The organism is bacterium, from assembly GCA_021372775.1.
Taxonomy (GTDB): Bacteria; Acidobacteriota; Polarisedimenticolia; order J045; family J045; genus JAJFTU01.
Window position 1 is genome coordinate 1 of record JAJFTU010000214.1, and the last position, 14,334, is coordinate 14,334.

Below are 14,334 nucleotides of genomic sequence, written 5' to 3' on the forward strand. Positions count from 1 at the left end.
CGGAAGCGGCGGACGGGCTCGGGCGCGGCGAGGGTGCGGAAGGAGCCGTGGCGCCGCCAGCGGAAGGGCCGGCCGCGCCAGGAGGGGCAGGGGTCCCACGGGCAGTAAGGCGGCGTCCAGGCCGGATCGGCGGGCCGGGGCCCGTCGAAGAAGGTGCAGGGGACGGTCTCGGGGCGTTTCACGCCGGACGGATGACGCAAGAACCGGGCCGCGGGGCGGGATGGCGCGCAACGTCCGGCGGGTGCGCGGGTTGGCCGCGGGGGGGCGGAGGCCGCTAGCGCCAATCCCGTCCGCCGGCGGACGGAACGTCCGGACACCGTCCGGACAGCGGCCCGCCGCCGGCCGCCCGCGGCGCGCGCAACAGGCTCGGCTTCACCGTGCGTCAGTCTTCGTAGAAGCCGCGGGTCAGGACGGTGCGGCCGCGCGGCTTGACGAGCGCGACCTCGAGCGAGTGGCTCCCGCGCGGGCGCGCGGGCTTCCTGATCTGCAGCAGGTAGTGGCCGGAGATCGTCGCCGCCGCGCGCCGCACGGCCGCCAGCGGGAAGTCGTTCGTCTTGGCGAACGCCCCGCCGGTGTCGGCGGCCATCGAGCGCATCGGCGCTTCGAGCGACTGCCAGTCGGTGTCGGTGATGTCGAGCGCGGTGACCGTCGTGCGGGAGCGGATCAGCGCGCGGCGCGCGGCGGTGAACTCGCCGTTCGTCGTCACGCCGTCCGCGGTCTGGCGGCCGAGCCCCCAGCCGAGGAAGACCATCGTCTTCGAGCCGGGCACCCCGGCGAGCCCCTTGGCCAGCGCCTCCAGCGCGGCCTCGGGGGTCGCCGACTCCGCCGCGGCGCGCGCGTCGAGATGCGCGGCGAGCGACGGCTCGGCCTGCGGCGCGGGGAAGTCGGGCGGGCGGTCGAAGGAGAGGATCCGTTCGCGCAGCTCCCGCGCGATCGCCGCGTGGTCCTTCGTGAAGTCGAAGTGGACGTTGAGGCGCGAGTCGTGCGAGACGAGGGCCACGAGGTCGTTCGGCTCGAGCTGCTCGACGAACCGCGCGGCGTAGTGGGTCATCCGCAGCGGCCCCGCGTCGCGGGCGATGCTGATCCGGCGCTGGAAGAAGAGGACGATCAGGCGTCCCGCCGCCGGCGCGGGCGCGGCCACGGGAGCGCCGGGCTTGGCCGGCTCGACGACGCGCGCGGCGAGGGCCTCGCCTTCTTCGAGCGCGCCGGTCGTCCATTCCGCGGAGATCAGGTCGGCCGGCTCGCCGTCCACGAAGACCCGGAAGTCCGCCGGACCGAGCCCTTCGACCGCCCGGCCCTGCGCGTCGAGGACGCGGGCCTCGACCAGCAGCCGGGCGACCTCGACCTTCTCGACCAGCCCGGAATCGCGCGTTTCCTGCGCGGCGGAAAACCCTCCCGCCGCCGCGAGCAGCGGCGGCAGGAGGGCGAGGAGAGTCCTGACGAAGCGAATCATGAAGTCCTCGCCGTTCCCTCGCTCGTCGTCCGCCCCGCGGGTGTGGCCGACGGACGCCGCTTCGACGGGGCATGGAGGCGATGAGCGCGCAGGCAATCTTCGCATGCGCCCGCGGCGGCGCCCAGCAGCGCCGGCCGGGCGCTGCCCGCGCCGGGACCGCTCATTCGCTGCGGTAGTACCCTCGCGTGTAGACGGTCCGCCCCTTCGGCGCCGTCAGCTCGGCCTCGATCCGGTGCACGCCCGGGCCGAGGGGCGGCTTGCGCAGCGTCAGCAGGTAATGGCCGGACGCCGTCGCGAACGCCCGCTCGAGCGCCTTGTCGGTGGAGATGTCGGTCTTGACGTAGGCGCCGCCCGTCTCCGAGGCGAGGGCGCGCATCGGCGCTTCGAGGGAGTGCGTCTCCGCCTCGCGGTAGTCGACGACCGAGACCGCGGCGTGCGCGGCGACGAGCGTGCGCCGCGCGTCGGCGAACTCCGGCTGGTCGATCGTCCCGTTCGCCGTGTACCGGCCGAGCCCCCAGCCGAAGAAGAGCAGCGTCTTGGGGCCGCCGATCTCCTCGAGCCCCCGCGCGACGGCGAGCAGGCCGGCCTCGCAGGTGCCGGCTTGGGCGGCGCGTTCTTCGTCCCAGTGGGCGGCCAGCGACGGCTCGGGGCCGCCGGGGCCGGCCGCGCGCCGCTCGAACGGCAGCACCGCGTCGTGGATCGTCTTCTTGACCCGCGCGTGGTCCGAGGTGAAGTCCTCGAGCAGGCTGAGGCGCGAGTCGTAGACGACGACCGCGACGCGGTCGGTCGGCGCGAGGCCGTCCACGTAGCGCTGGGCGAGGTGGGCGAGGCGCATCAGTCCCGCCTCGCGCGTGATGTTGATCCGGCGTTGGAAGAAGAGGACGACCAGCCGCCCCGCCCGCGGGCCGAGCGCGTCGGCCGCGTTCTGTCCCTTGTCGGCGACGCCGACGGCGAGCGGCTCGAACGGCGCCGCGCCGTCGGTCCAGTCGGCGTCGAGGATCTCGGCCGGCCGGCCGTCCACGCGGACGACGAAATCGCGCGCCTTGAGCCCGCGGACGACCTCGCCGCGGGCGTCGAAGACCCGCGCCTCGACCAAGAGACGGGCGACGTCGATCTCCTCGACGAGGCCGGACGGCCGGGGCGGTTCCTGAGCGGCGAAGGCGGCGGCGGAAAGCGCGAAAACGGCCGCCGCGAGGGCGAGGGCGATGCGGCGATCGGGCACTCGTCGTCTCTCCTGCGCGGGAACGGGCGACGCCGCGGCGCGGCGCGCCGCGCGCCCATCGAGCGAGACTAGAGCAGACCTGCGCGAACGGCGAGGAAACCGCGGTCAACGGGCGGGCGGCGCGCACGAACGGCGCCGCCCGCGCCGCGGCGCGCACGAACGGCGCCGCCCGTACCGCGCCGCGCCGTCCGTGCCGCGCCGTGCCGCACGTGCCGTGCAGCGCCGCGCCGCCCGTCCGAGGCGTCTACTCCTGATCGGCCAGCGCCTGCTCGTCGCGGCGCAGCTTCTCGCGCAGCGTCTTGCGGTCGATGCCGAGGATCTCCGCCGCCCGCGTGCGGTTCCCCTGCACGGCGGCCAGCACCTCGCGGATGTACTCGACCTCGATCTCGGCCAGCGGGCGGTCGGGCGAGGCGCGGCGCAGCGCCGCGCGGCGCAGGGCCGGCGGCAGGTCGGGGGCGTCCACGGTGCGCCCGCTCGTCGCGACGACGAGCGCCCGCACGATCCGGTCGAGCTCGGCGACGTTGCCCGGCCAGTCGTAGCCGCGCAGCGCCTCGACCGCGCGGTCGGCGAAGGTCGGCTCGGCCAGCCCCGCGCGGCGCGCCCAGCGTGCGGCGAAGAGGCGGCAGAGGGCCGGCACGTCCTCCGCGCGCTCGCGCAGCGGCGGAACGGCGATGCGGCGCCCGGCGAGGCGCGCGAAGAGCTGCGGCTCGAAGACGCCGCGCAGGGCCAGCGACTCGAGCTCCGGCACGTCGCCGGCGACGAGCCGCGGCGCGCCGCCTTCGTCGAGCAGCCGCAGCAGCCGCCCCTGCGTCGGGCGGGGCAGGGCGCCGATCTCGGCGACGTAGAGCGTCCCGCCCGAGGCGGCGCGGAAGAGGCCGCCGAACGGCGCCTCGCGCCCGAACAGCTCGCGCTCGATCCGCTCCCCGTCGGCCGCGGCCGCCGAGATCCGGACGAACGGACCGTCGGCCAGCGGCCCCGCGGCGTGGATCGCGCGGGCGAAGGCGCAGCGGCCGGCGCCGTCCTCGCCGATCACCAGCGCCGGCTCCGCCGACTCGGCGGCGGCGCGCGCGGCGCGCAGCGCGGCGCGCATCGCCGGCCCCGCGCCGACGAGTCCCATCGCCCCGGCGGGCGCGGCGCCCTCGTCGAGCGCGCGGCGGGCGCGCAGCTTTTCCATCGTGCGGCCGACCGCCTGCAGCAGCTCCGCGGCGGTGAACGGCTTGGAGAGGTAGTCGTCGGCGCCGAGCTTGAGCGCCTGCACCGCGCTCTCCACCGAGGGGTAGCCGGTGACCATCAGGACCTCGGTCCCCTTGCAGTTCTCGCGGACGTGGCGGACGAGGTCGAGCCCCGAGGCGCCCGGCATCTTGAGGTCGGTGACGACGATGTCCACCGGGCGCTCGGCGAGCAGCCGCGTCGCCTCGGCGACGCTGCCCGCGGCGTGGACCGTGAACCCCGCCTTCTGCAGGTTGCGGCGCAGCACTTCCACCGTGTCCGCCGCGTCGTCCACGACCAACGCGACGTGCCCCTTGCCGATCTGCTCGCTCATGCCGTTTCCTCTCTTCCGCCCGCCGGGCAGGCGACCGGCAGCAGGACTTCGAAGCGCGCCCCTTGGCCCGGGGCGCTCTCCACGCGAACCGCCCCTCGGTGGGCGGCGACGATGCCGTGAACGACCGACAGGCCGAGGCCCGTGCCTTGGCCGACGTCCTTCGTGGTGAAGAAGGGATTGAAGATCTGCCGCAGGACTTCGGGCGCCATGCCGGCGCCGGTGTCGGCGACGGAGAAGCCGATCCCCGGCGCGCCCGCCGGCCAGTCGGCGGCGCCGATCGCGTCCGCGGGAACCTCCGCGACGGAGAAGGTGCGCAGCTCGAGCCGGCCGCCGGCCGGCATCTCCTGCAGCGCGTTGACGATCAGGTTGACCAGCGCCTGGCGCAGCTGGTCGGCGTCGGCGACGCAGGTCGGCGAGGACGGGTCGAGCGCCCGCGCGACCTGCACCCCCTGCAGCGCGGCCCGCGACTCGAGGAAGCCGAGCGCGTCCTCGACGATCTCGTTGAGCGCGCAGGGGGCGCGGCGGGTCGGCGTCCGCCGGCCGAACAGCAGCAGCTTGCGGATCACCTCGCGCGCGTGGAGCGTCGCCTTGATGATCCGGTCGAGGTCGCCGGCCGTCTCCGGCGAAAGGCCCTCCGCCTCGCGCGCCAACTGGGCGAAGCCGAGGATCGCCAAGAGCGGCTCGTTCAGCTCGTGCGCCGCGCCGGCGGCGAGCTGGCCGATCGTGGCGAGGCGGTCGGCGTGGCGGAGCTGCTCCTCGAGCCGCGTCTTCTGCTCGCGCGCGTCGCGCTGCTCGATCGCCAGGCCGATCTGCGCGGCGATGCCGTCGATCAGGCTGCGCTCCTCGGCGAGGAACGGCCCTTCGTCGAGCTCCGGCTTGTCCGCGGTGTAGACGACCTCGATCGCGCCGCGGCGCCGCCCGGCGCAGACGATGTCGGCCCGCTGCGCCGCGCGCCCCCGCTCGAACCCCTCGGTCGTGTGGCGCGCGTCGTCGATCGCGATCCGCGCCGCGCACTCGTCGGGATACTGCCAGCCCGGGGGGAGCAGGCGGACCGCGTCGGCCAGCAGCTGCTCCGGCGGCCGCTCGGCGTCGGCGGTGAGGCGCGAGAGGCCGTAGAGGCAGGTCAGCTCCTTCACGCGCTCGCGGAGCGCCCACTGCGCGCGGTGGTGCGCGACGGCGACGCTGAGGGCGGTCGCGGCGTCCTCGAAGAAGAGGACGTCCTCCGCGTCGAAGAGGCCGGGCGCGTCGCCGAGGAACTGCAGCAGGCCGGTCGCGCGGCCGTCGGCGACGAGGGGCAGGACGGCGAGGGAGCGGAAGCCGCCTTTCTCGGCCCACGCCGCGACGTCGATCGGCGCGCCTTCGGCCACGGGGGGCGCGGCGCGGCGCGCGTCGGGGGTCCAGTAGCCGCCGGAGGGGGTCGTGTTGCCGGCGGGCGCGGAGAGCGCGCGGGCGAGGATCGCCTTGGGGAGCCGGACCTGCGGCGCGTCGTCGCCGCCGTCGAGCGTGCCGAGCGAGCGTTCGGCGTCGAGGCGGAAGCGCCCGGAGGCCTCGCGGATCGCGCGCCGCGGCCCGCCGGGACCGACCGCCTCGAGCCGGATCACGACCGCGGCCGCGCCCGAGGCGTCCTCGAGCAGGCGCGTCGCCTCGGCGAGGAACTCGGCCAGCGGCGCGCCCTGACCGGCGGCCAGAAGAAGGCCGGTCACGAGGGCGCGGTGCTCCGCGGGGGTGCGCTCGAAGCCGTGCATGGATGGGGAATTATGCCCCGCGAATTGCCGGGAGCAAAGAAAGAGGAGCGCCCCGTGGGGCGCTCCTCCGCAATCAGGGGGCCGGCTCGGCGTCAGATGTAGGCCTGTTCGCCGAGCAGGGAGCTGTCGAGACCGACTTCCTGCTCCTTGGGGGTCACGCGGACCGGCATGAAGCGCTCGATCACCCAGAGCATGCCGTAGGTGAAGCCGAAGGCGTAGATCGACGCGCCGACGACCGCCGCGGTCTGGACGCCGAGGAGGGCGAGGCCGCCGCCGTTGAGCAGGCCGTCCATGCCGAGGTCGGGGTTGAGCGCCTTCGAGCCGAAGACGCCGAGCAGGATCGTGCCGAGGACGCCGCCCATCCCGTGGACGCCCCAGACGTCGAGCGCGTCGTCCCACTCGCGGTTGTTCTTGAACCAGATCGCGCCGTAGCAGACGACGCCCGAGACGGTGCCGATCAGCGCGGCCGCGGGGGTCGAGACGTACCCCGCGCAGGGGGTGACGGTGGCGAGGCCGGCGACCGCGCCGGTCAGCAGGCCGAGGAACTTCGGCTTCTTCTCGAAGATCCAGGCCATGATCAGCCACATCACGGCGGCGAACGACGCGGCGGTGTCGGTGTTGATGAAGGCGAGGCCGGTGATGCCGTCCACCTTGAGCTGGCTGCCGGCGTTGAAGCCGTACCAGCCGAACCAGAGCAGCCCCGTGCCGAGGGCGACGAGCGGAATGCTGTGCGGGCCCTTGTCCTCCGCCGAGCGCTTGCCGACGAAGATCACCGAGGCCAGCGCGGCGAAGCCGGCGATGGCGTGGACGACGATGCCGCCGGCGAAGTCGCGCACGCCGAACTTGTAGAGCAGGCCGCCGCCCCAGACCATGTGGACGAACGGGAAGTAGACGAAGAGCAGCCAGAGGACGAGGAAGACGTTGTAGGCGGCGAAGCGGATCCGGTTGGTGAAGGCGCCGGTGATCAGCGCCGGCGTGATGATCGCGAACATCATCTGGTAGGTGCAGAAGACGAACAGCGGGATCGTCGTCGAGCCGGAGTAGGCCATCGTCGGCGACATGTTCATGAAGAACGCGTTGTGCAGGTCTCCGATCACGCCGCCGACGTCGCCGGAGAAGCAGAGCGAGTAGCCGCAGACGAACCAGAGGACCGTCGTCACGCCCATCGAGACGAAGCTCTGGATCATGATCGACAGCACGTTCTTGCGGCCGACCAGTCCGCCGTAGAAGAAGGCCAGGCCGGGCGTCATCAGCATGACCAAGCTGGCCGCCAGGATCATGAACGCCGTGTTGCCAGTGTCGAACCCCTGCATCGCGTCCTCCCTGTCGCGCCCGCGGGGAGTGGGGAATATATACCCGGCAGGCGGGGCAAAGAGTATCACTTTCCGGGGCCAATTGCCTCTGCCCGCCGGGAATTTCTCCGCAATCGCCGCGCCGTCCCCGGCCGCCGTTCGTCCCGAAGACGGGACGCGGGATCCGTCCCGCGCCGCTGCTACAATCCCGCCGTGACCACCGGTTCCCTCGACGCGCCCCCGCGGCGCTCCCCGCTCGCCCGCGATCCCGCCCGCGCCGCCCGCCGCCACCCCACCGAGGACCGCGGCCGGAGCTTCGGCTGGCGCGGTCCGTTCGAGCGCGACCGCGACCGGATCCTCCACGCCCGCGCCTTCCGCCGCCTCGGCGAGAAGAGCCAGCTCCTCCCGCTCGACGGCGCGCGGCTGGTCCGGACCCGCCTCACGCACACGCTGGAGGTCGCCGGCTTCGCCCGCGGCCTCGCCCGCCACCTCGGCCTCGACGAGGACCTGGCGGAGGTGATCGCGCTGGCCCACGACCTCGGCCAGCCTCCCTTCGGCCCGGCCGGCGGGCGCGCGCTGCAGCGGTTCCTCGCGCGGCGGGGCGGCGAGGCGGCGGGGACGTTCGACCCGCGCGCGCAGGCGCTCGTCGTCGTGGACCGGCTCGAGATCCGCTACGACCATCCGGGGCTCAACCTGACCGACGACGCGCGCGAGGGGCTGCTCAAGCTCGAGCGGGACGACGCCGCGCCGCCGCCGGGGATCGACCCCGCGGGGCTGCGCGCCGGCGAAGGCTCGCCGCTGGAGGGGCAGGCGGTGCGGGCGGCGGTCGCCGCCGTCACGCCGATCCACGACCTCGAGGACGCGCTGGGGGAGGAGATCCTCGACCTGCGCGAGGCGCTGCGCTTGCCGGCCGTCGCGGCCCTCGCGGCCCGTCTGGAGAAGGCCGGCGCGTGGCCGCGCGGCCGCTTCCGCCGGATCGCGGCGCTCCACCGCGCGCTCGTCCACGCCGCGGCCGGGGACATCCTGGTCGCCTCGCGGCGCCGCCTCGCGCGGGCGGAGGAGGCGGGGCGCGTCGAGCCGGGGAAGGCGGTCGTCGGTCCCGGCGGGAAGGGGGCCGAACTGACGGCGGCGCTGCGGGAATTGATCGCGGCCCGCGTCGTCGGCCGTCCCGCCGTGCGGCGCGCCGACGCGCGGGCCGAGCGGCTCGTCGAGGGGCTCGCCGAGAGGTACCACCGCGATCCGCGCCTGCTCGACGACGCCGTGCTCTTCCGCGCCCGGGAGGCGCTCGCGCGCCCGTTCCTGCGGGACGTCCCGCGGAACGAGCAAGACGCGGAGATCGCCGGGCGGTACCATGGACGACCGGAGTTCGCGCGCCTGATCGCGGACCACATCGCCGGGATGACCGACCGCTACGCACGCGAGGCGTGGGACGCCCTCGTCCCCGCCGGGAGCGACGACTGATGCGCCTCGTCCTCGGATCGGACCACGCGGGTTACCTGCTCAAGCAGCAGCTCGCCGAGCGGCTCGCCGCCGCCGGCCACGCCGTCGAGGACCTCGGCGCCTACGGCACCGAGAGCTGCGACTACCCCGACCCCGCGCGGGCGGTGGCCGACGTGATCGCCGCCGGCGGGGCGGACCTCGGCCTGCTCGTCTGCGGCTCGGGGATCGGCGTCTCGATCGTCGCCAACCGCGTCCCCGGCGTCCGCGCCGCCCGCTGCACCAGCGAGTACGACGCGGAGATGGCCCGGCGCCACAACGACGCCAACGTTCTCTGCCTCGGCGCCCGCGTGACGGGCGTCGGGCTGGCCGAGGCGATCCTCGACCGTTTCCTCTCCGTGTCCTTCGAAGGCGGGCGCCACGCCCGCCGAGTGGCTAAGATCGACCAGGCTTAGTTCCTTCCTGCTTGCGCGGCGCGCCGGGACCCCACCTCCCAGGCGCGCGCAGGAGATCCCGACAATGACTCGTGCGCTTTGGAAGACCGATCCGGACATCGCCGCGCTGGTGCGCAACGAAGCCGTCCGGCAGCACACCCATCTGGAGTTGATCGCCTCGGAGAACTTCGTCAGCGAGGCCGTGCTCGAAGCGGCCGGCTCCGTCTGCACGAACAAGTACGCCGAGGGGTACCCGAAGAAGCGCTACTACGGCGGCTGCGAGAACGTGGACGCCATCGAGCAGCTCGCCCGCGACCGCGCGAAGCAGCTCTTCGGCGCGGAACGGGCCAACGTGCAGCCGCACAGCGGCTCGCAGGCCAATCAGGGCGTCTACTTCACCGTGCTCCAGCCGGGCGACACCGTCCTCGGCCTCGACCTCGCGCACGGCGGCCACCTGACCCACGGCCACCCGCTCAACATCTCCGGCAAGCTCTACAAGTTCATCCCCTACGGCGTGCGCCGCGAGGACGAGCGGATCGACTACGAAGAGATGGAGCGGCTGGCCAAGGAACACCGGCCGAAGCTGATCGTCTCCGGCGCGTCGGCCTACTCGCGCTTCTGGGACTGGGACCGGATCAAGCGGATCGCGGACGAAGTCGGCGCGGTGACGATGGCCGACATCGCGCACCCCGCCGGGCTGATCGCCGCCGGGCTGCACCCGTCGCCGGTGCCGCAGTTCGACTTCGTCACGACGACGACCCACAAGACGCTGCGCGGGCCGCGCGGCGGGATGATCCTCTGCAAGGACAAGTGGTTCAAGGAACTGCAGACGGTCGTCTTCCCGGGCCTGCAGGGCGGGCCGCTCGAGCACATCATCGCCGCCAAGGCGGTGGCGTTCCACGAGGCGATGCAGCCGTCCTTCAAGGACTACGCCCGGCAGATCATGGCCAACGCCAAGGTCCTGGCGGCCGAGATGGCGGAGCAGGGGTTCCGCGTCGTGACCGGCGGCACCGACAACCACATGTTCCTCGTCGACGTGTTCCGCGAGGGGGTGACGGGGAAGGACGCCCAGATCCTGCTCGACTCGGTGAACATCACGACGAACAAGAACACGATCCCGTGGGATCCGAACCCGCCGATGGTCGCCTCCGGCCTGCGGCTCGGCACCCCGGCGCTGACGACGCGCGGGATGAAGGAGCCGGAGATGAAGCAGGTCGCGCGGCTGATCGCCGAGGCGCTCCGGAACCGCGCCGACCAGGCGACGCTGGACAAGGTGAAGAAGAACGTCCTCGAGCTGTGCGACGCCTTCCCGCTCTACGCGGCGCGCCGCGCCGAGGGGCCGGAGGACTGAGCCTCCCGCCTTCGGGCAGGGCAAAAAGAGAGCGGGCGGCGCGACGCGCCGCCCGCTTTTGATTTCCGGGGAGCGGAGGCGTCAGCTTCGCGTCGCCTCGCTCTGCGTCGGGGCCGCCGGGGCGGCCGGCGCGGGATTCGCGTTCTGGGCCGGGGCCTTGTGGGCGCCGCCGGTCAGCAGGAGCACGCCGAGGACGATCAGGCCGACGGCGCAGCCCTTCCGCAGCGTCATCTCCTCGTGGAGGATCAGCCAGCCGAGAACGACGGCGACCGCCGGGGCGAGCGTGAAGGCGATCGGCTTGATCACGGAGATCGGCGCGCTCTTCATGCCCATGTAGAAGAAGATCATCGCCAGGGCGCCGGCGAGGAGGCCGGAGCCGAGGATCATCGCCAGCCACTGCGGACCCTGAAGGTTGCCGAGCGCCCCTTCGGTCTTGTCCTGGCGGACGTAGACCGTGACGATGTAGACGATCCACATGATCGGCAGGGCGATCGTCGAGCGGAGCGTGATCGCGGTGATCGGGCCGATCTGGCCCGAGCTGAGGACGTACTTCGAGCAGAGTTCGCCGATGCCCCAGCAGAGCCCGGCCAAGATCGCCAAGAAGATCGGCATAGCTTTTCCCTCGGGGAACGCCGCGGGTGAGCGACGGCGCGTCGATCGTGAATCGTAGCCGCTTCCCGGCGGCGCGCAAATCGGGTCGGACGCCCGCCGGGTCCGCTTCGCCGGAGGGCGCGGCGCCCGTTCCGGCGACGCCGCGGCCGCGGAAGGGGGTGCGCCGCGGCGGGGTTCGTGCGAAAAAGGACCGATGGAAAACGGCGGACAGCGCGCGGACATGGACTCGCTTTTCGGCGAGGGGGGAGCGCTGTCGAAGGCGCGCCCGGGGTTCGAGTTCCGGCCCGGGCAGCGCGCGATGGCCGACGCGGTCGCGGAGGTTTTCGCCGCGGGGGGACGGCTGGTCGTCGAGGCCGGGACCGGCACCGGCAAGACGCTCGCCTACCTCGCGCCGGCGCTGCTCGCCGACGCGCCGGTCGTCGTCTCGACCGGCACCAAGGCGCTGCAGGAGCAGATCCTCTCCCGCGAGCTGCCGGTCGCCTTCGACGTCGTCGGCGGCGAACGGCGCGCGGCCGTGCTCAAGGGGCGCGAGAACTACCTCTGCCTCAAGCGGTTCGACGAGATGCAGGCCGAGCCGCTGCTCGACCGCGCGGGCGACGCGCCGCTCTGGCGGGCGATCGAGGCGTGGGCCGCGCGGACCGAGACCGGCGACCGGGCGGAGGTCGAGGACCTGCCCGACCGCTCCCTGCTCTGGAGCCGCCTCGACGGCCGCACGGAGATCTGCACCGGCCGCAAGTGCCCGCGCTTCGAGCGCTGCTTCGTCTTCCGCGCGCGGCAGGAGGCGGCGAAGGCGCAGATCGTCGTCGTCAACCACCACCTGCTCTTCGCCGACCTCGCGCTGCGGCGCTCCGGCGGCGGCGGGATCCTGCCCGACGCGCCGTACGTCGTCTTCGACGAGGCGCACCTGATCGAGGACGCGGCCTCCTCCCACTTCGGGCGGAAGCTGAGCGGGCGGATGATCGCCGACCTCGCCGGCGACGCGGAGCGCGAGTTCGCCGCCGAGCGACGCCCGACGCTGACCGCGAAGCGGACGGCCGACTGGGGGAAGGAGTTCTTCCGCGCGCTGCGCGCGCCGCGCTTCGGCCGCGGCCGCTTCGACGCCGGGGCGTTCCTCGAACGCTGCCCGGACGCGGCCGAGGAACTGCGCGAGGCGCTGGCGCGGCTCGCCGCGGCGCTCGGCGAGGGAAACGAGGAGCGCGAGGACGAGCGGACGCTCCTCGCCGGCCGCGCGGTCCATTTGGCGAACGTGGTGGACGAGCTGACGACGCCGCCTCCCGCCGACCAGGTGGTGACGGTCGAGGGGCAGGGGAAGGACGGCGCGCTGCTCGTCTCCTGGCCGCTCGACGTCGCGGGGATTCTGGAAGAGACGGTCGCGGGCTCGTTCGAGGGGGTCGTCGCGACCTCCGCGACGTTGTCCGTCGCCGGCAGCCTCGAGCGGGCGCGGCGGACGCTCGGGCTTCCCGACGCGCGCACGCTGATCGTCCCGTCGCCGTTCGACCACCGGCGGCAGGCGGCGCTCTACGTGCCGCGCGAGTTCCCCGAGCCGTCGAATCCGCGCTTCGCGGAACGGGCGCTCGAGGAGATCGAGGAGCTGCTCAAGATCTCGGGCGGGCGCGCGCTGGTCCTCTTCGCCTCGCACCGCGCGCTCGAGGAGGCGGCGGAGCGGTTCCGGGGGCAGTTGCCGTGGCCGGTGCTCGTGCAGGGGGACGCGCCGCGCGAGCGGCTCGTCGCCGAGTTCCGGCGCGACGTCCGCTCGGTGCTGCTCGGCACGGCGTCGTTCCGGCAGGGGATCGACGTGCCGGGGGAGGCGCTGTCGCTCGTCGTGGTGGACAAGCTGCCGTTCGCGGTGCCGGACGACCCGGTCGTCGCGGCGCGCGGCGAGCTGCTGCGCGCGCGCGGCGGCGATCCGTTCCGCGAGCAGTCGCTGCCGGAGGCGGTCCTCGCGCTCAAGCAGGGGCTGGGGCGGCTGATCCGCTCGCGCGCCGACCGCGGGCTGCTCGCGCTGCTCGACGTGCGGGTGCGGACGAAGTTCTACGGCAAGACGGTCCTGCGTTCGCTGCCGCCGTGGCCGCTGCTCGACGACGTCGACGCCGCGCGCCGTTGGTTCGACGAGAAGGTCGGTCCCGCCGCGGACGAGTGACGGCGCCCTCCGGCGCGCGGCGGGAGCGTCGCGCCGGACGCGCTCCGCGGCGCTACTTCGGGGCGCAGGCCGCGACGTCGCGGCGCAGCGGCGCCGGAACCTTGGCCTTCGCCGCGTCGGCGCGGGCCAGCGCCGCTCGCGCTTCCGCGCAGCGGCCGAGCCTCAAGTTCGCCGCGGCGAGATTGCTCAGGGCCGCGCCGAAGCCGGCGTCCGCCGCGACCGCCGCCTCCCATGCCGCGCGCGCCTCGTCCACGCGGCCGAGGCGGTAGAGGGCGTTCCCGATCCAGAAGTCGAACTCCGGGGGCGGCGTCGTCGGAAGCGGCCGGCCCGGCTTCTCCATCCGGCGGGCGTCGTCGGCGACGTTCTCGAGGTGCGAGATGTAGATGTCGTTCGACGGGCCGATGACCTTTCCGGCGGCGTCCTTGAGCTGCTGGATCTGGTCCTTCGTCGTGATCGCCGCGATCTGCGTCTTGTGGAACTGCGCCGCGCGGTCGTCGTCCTGGCGCTTGGCCAGCGCGAGGTAGGCTTCCTTCGCTTCGTGGTAGCGGGCGAGCGCCGCGGCGTCGTCGCCGCGCAGGGCGGCGGCGTGGCCGAGGCCGACGAGCGGGTCGGGGAAGCCGGGCGCGAAGCGCAGCGCCTCGCGGAACGCGCGCTCCGCGCCGTCGGGGTCGCGGGCGGCGATCCGCTCGGCGCCGCGCCGGCAGGCGGCGACGGCCCGGGCGACGTCGAACCGCGTCTTCGCGGCGTCGCCGGACGGGGCGGCGAAGCAGGCCGCGCCGCCGGCGAGGAGGAGGGCGGCGAGCGCGAGGAGGACGAGAAGCGCGGCGCGCGCGCGGCGGGGCGGCGGGAGAGCGCGCATGGGACACCTCCGCGGAACGAGCGGGCCGCGGAGGGCGCCGCGGACCGGTCGGTTTGATTGTCCCACTTCGGGGGGCGGGGCGTCGTCGGTTCCGGCGCCGCTTTCCTCCCGGACGACGACGGCCTCCGGCGGCCGCTGGCGTTGGGGGACGTCAAGGCCCGCGCGTGCTTGGTCGGTCGTGTGTCGGAGGTCTAAAGGCCCGCGCGTGCTCGGGGGACGGCGCGTCGTGGGGGGGGGGGGGGGGGG

The 14,334-nt window shown here is 74.2% G+C and carries 12 protein-coding genes; 4 read left to right on the forward strand and 8 right to left on the reverse strand.

The genetic code is table 11. From position 1 onward, the window contains the following. The 6 genes from LLG88_07445 to LLG88_07470 form a co-directional block, all read right to left on the reverse strand. Positions 1 to 182, reverse strand: a 182-nt coding sequence (locus LLG88_07445) for a hypothetical protein (GenBank protein ID MCE5246739.1), incomplete at its 3' end; no start/stop codon positions are given. Between the two features lie 200 nt (positions 183 to 382). Beyond that, on the reverse strand, positions 383 to 1,453 hold the full coding sequence (locus tag LLG88_07450; GenBank protein MCE5246740.1) for a VWA domain-containing protein: 1,071 nt from the start codon (positions 1,451 to 1,453) through the stop codon (positions 383 to 385). Between the two features lie 160 nt (positions 1,454 to 1,613). Continuing rightward, positions 1,614 to 2,675, reverse strand: coding sequence for a hypothetical protein (locus LLG88_07455; GenBank protein MCE5246741.1), 1,062 nt, complete (start codon positions 2,673 to 2,675; stop codon positions 1,614 to 1,616). Positions 2,676 to 2,919: 244 nt separating this feature from the next. Further along, complete coding sequence (locus LLG88_07460; GenBank protein MCE5246742.1) at positions 2,920 to 4,218, reverse strand: sigma-54 dependent transcriptional regulator; 1,299 nt, start codon at positions 4,216 to 4,218, stop codon at positions 2,920 to 2,922. Beyond that, complete coding sequence (locus LLG88_07465) at positions 4,215 to 5,963, reverse strand: hypothetical protein (protein ID MCE5246743.1); 1,749 nt, start codon at positions 5,961 to 5,963, stop codon at positions 4,215 to 4,217. Before LLG88_07465 ends, LLG88_07460 begins: the two co-directional genes overlap by 4 nt. A gap of 92 nt (positions 5,964 to 6,055) precedes the next feature. Then, positions 6,056 to 7,276, reverse strand: a complete 1,221-nt coding sequence (locus tag LLG88_07470) for an ammonium transporter (protein MCE5246744.1) — start codon at positions 7,274 to 7,276, stop codon at positions 6,056 to 6,058. Positions 7,277 to 7,468: 192 nt separating this feature from the next. Here LLG88_07470 and LLG88_07475 point away from each other — a divergent pair, with 192 nt between their 5' ends. From LLG88_07475 to LLG88_07485, 3 genes are all read left to right on the forward strand, one after another. Continuing rightward, positions 7,469 to 8,716, forward strand: coding sequence for an HD domain-containing protein (locus LLG88_07475; protein ID MCE5246745.1), 1,248 nt, complete (start codon positions 7,469 to 7,471; stop codon positions 8,714 to 8,716). After that, positions 8,716 to 9,147 (forward strand): ribose 5-phosphate isomerase B, encoded by a 432-nt coding sequence (rpiB, locus tag LLG88_07480; GenBank protein ID MCE5246746.1) that lies wholly within the window; start codon positions 8,716 to 8,718, stop codon positions 9,145 to 9,147. The genes LLG88_07475 and rpiB overlap by 1 nt, the downstream gene beginning before the upstream one ends. Before the next feature lie 64 nt (positions 9,148 to 9,211). Next, positions 9,212 to 10,477 carry a serine hydroxymethyltransferase gene (locus tag LLG88_07485; protein ID MCE5246747.1) on the forward strand — a complete coding sequence of 422 codons (1,266 nt, stop codon included), beginning with the start codon at positions 9,212 to 9,214 and terminating at the stop codon, positions 10,475 to 10,477. Between the two features lie 81 nt (positions 10,478 to 10,558). Here the strand turns inward: LLG88_07485 and LLG88_07490 are convergent, their stop codons facing one another. Then, positions 10,559 to 11,089: a DMT family transporter gene (locus tag LLG88_07490; GenBank protein ID MCE5246748.1), complete on the reverse strand. Its 531-nt coding sequence runs from the start codon at positions 11,087 to 11,089 to the stop codon at positions 10,559 to 10,561. A gap of 193 nt (positions 11,090 to 11,282) precedes the next feature. Between LLG88_07490 and LLG88_07495 the strand changes: the two genes are divergently transcribed. Continuing rightward, a complete protein-coding gene (locus LLG88_07495; protein MCE5246749.1) occupies positions 11,283 to 13,229 on the forward strand; it encodes an ATP-dependent DNA helicase in 1,947 nt (648 codons plus the stop codon). A 52-nt stretch (positions 13,230 to 13,281) separates the two neighbouring features. Here LLG88_07495 and LLG88_07500 read toward each other — a convergent pair whose 3' ends face one another. Further along, positions 13,282 to 14,088, reverse strand: a complete 807-nt coding sequence (locus tag LLG88_07500) for a hypothetical protein (GenBank protein ID MCE5246750.1) — start codon at positions 14,086 to 14,088, stop codon at positions 13,282 to 13,284. Positions 14,089 to 14,334 lie beyond the last annotated feature (246 nt).

Bases quoted from the DNA above. Each gene is read 5' to 3' on its own strand.
- LLG88_07450 (MCE5246740.1), bottom strand. From the start codon at position 1,453: ATGATTCGCTTCGTCAGGACTCTCCTCGCCCTCCTGCCGCCGCTGCTC.
- LLG88_07460 (MCE5246742.1), bottom strand. From the start codon at position 4,218: ATGAGCGAGCAGATCGGCAAGGGGCACGTCGCGTTGGTCGTGGACGAC.
- LLG88_07465 (MCE5246743.1), bottom strand. From the start codon at position 5,963: ATGCACGGCTTCGAGCGCACCCCCGCGGAGCACCGCGCCCTCGTGACC.
- LLG88_07470 (MCE5246744.1), bottom strand. From the start codon at position 7,276: ATGCAGGGGTTCGACACTGGCAACACGGCGTTCATGATCCTGGCGGCC.
- rpiB (MCE5246746.1), top strand. From the start codon at position 8,716: ATGCGCCTCGTCCTCGGATCGGACCACGCGGGTTACCTGCTCAAGCAG.
- LLG88_07485 (MCE5246747.1), top strand. From the start codon at position 9,212: ATGACTCGTGCGCTTTGGAAGACCGATCCGGACATCGCCGCGCTGGTG.
- LLG88_07490 (MCE5246748.1), bottom strand. From the start codon at position 11,089: ATGCCGATCTTCTTGGCGATCTTGGCCGGGCTCTGCTGGGGCATCGGC.
- LLG88_07495 (MCE5246749.1), top strand. From the start codon at position 11,283: ATGGAAAACGGCGGACAGCGCGCGGACATGGACTCGCTTTTCGGCGAG.
- LLG88_07500 (MCE5246750.1), bottom strand. From the start codon at position 14,088: ATGCGCGCTCTCCCGCCGCCCCGCCGCGCGCGCGCCGCGCTTCTCGTC.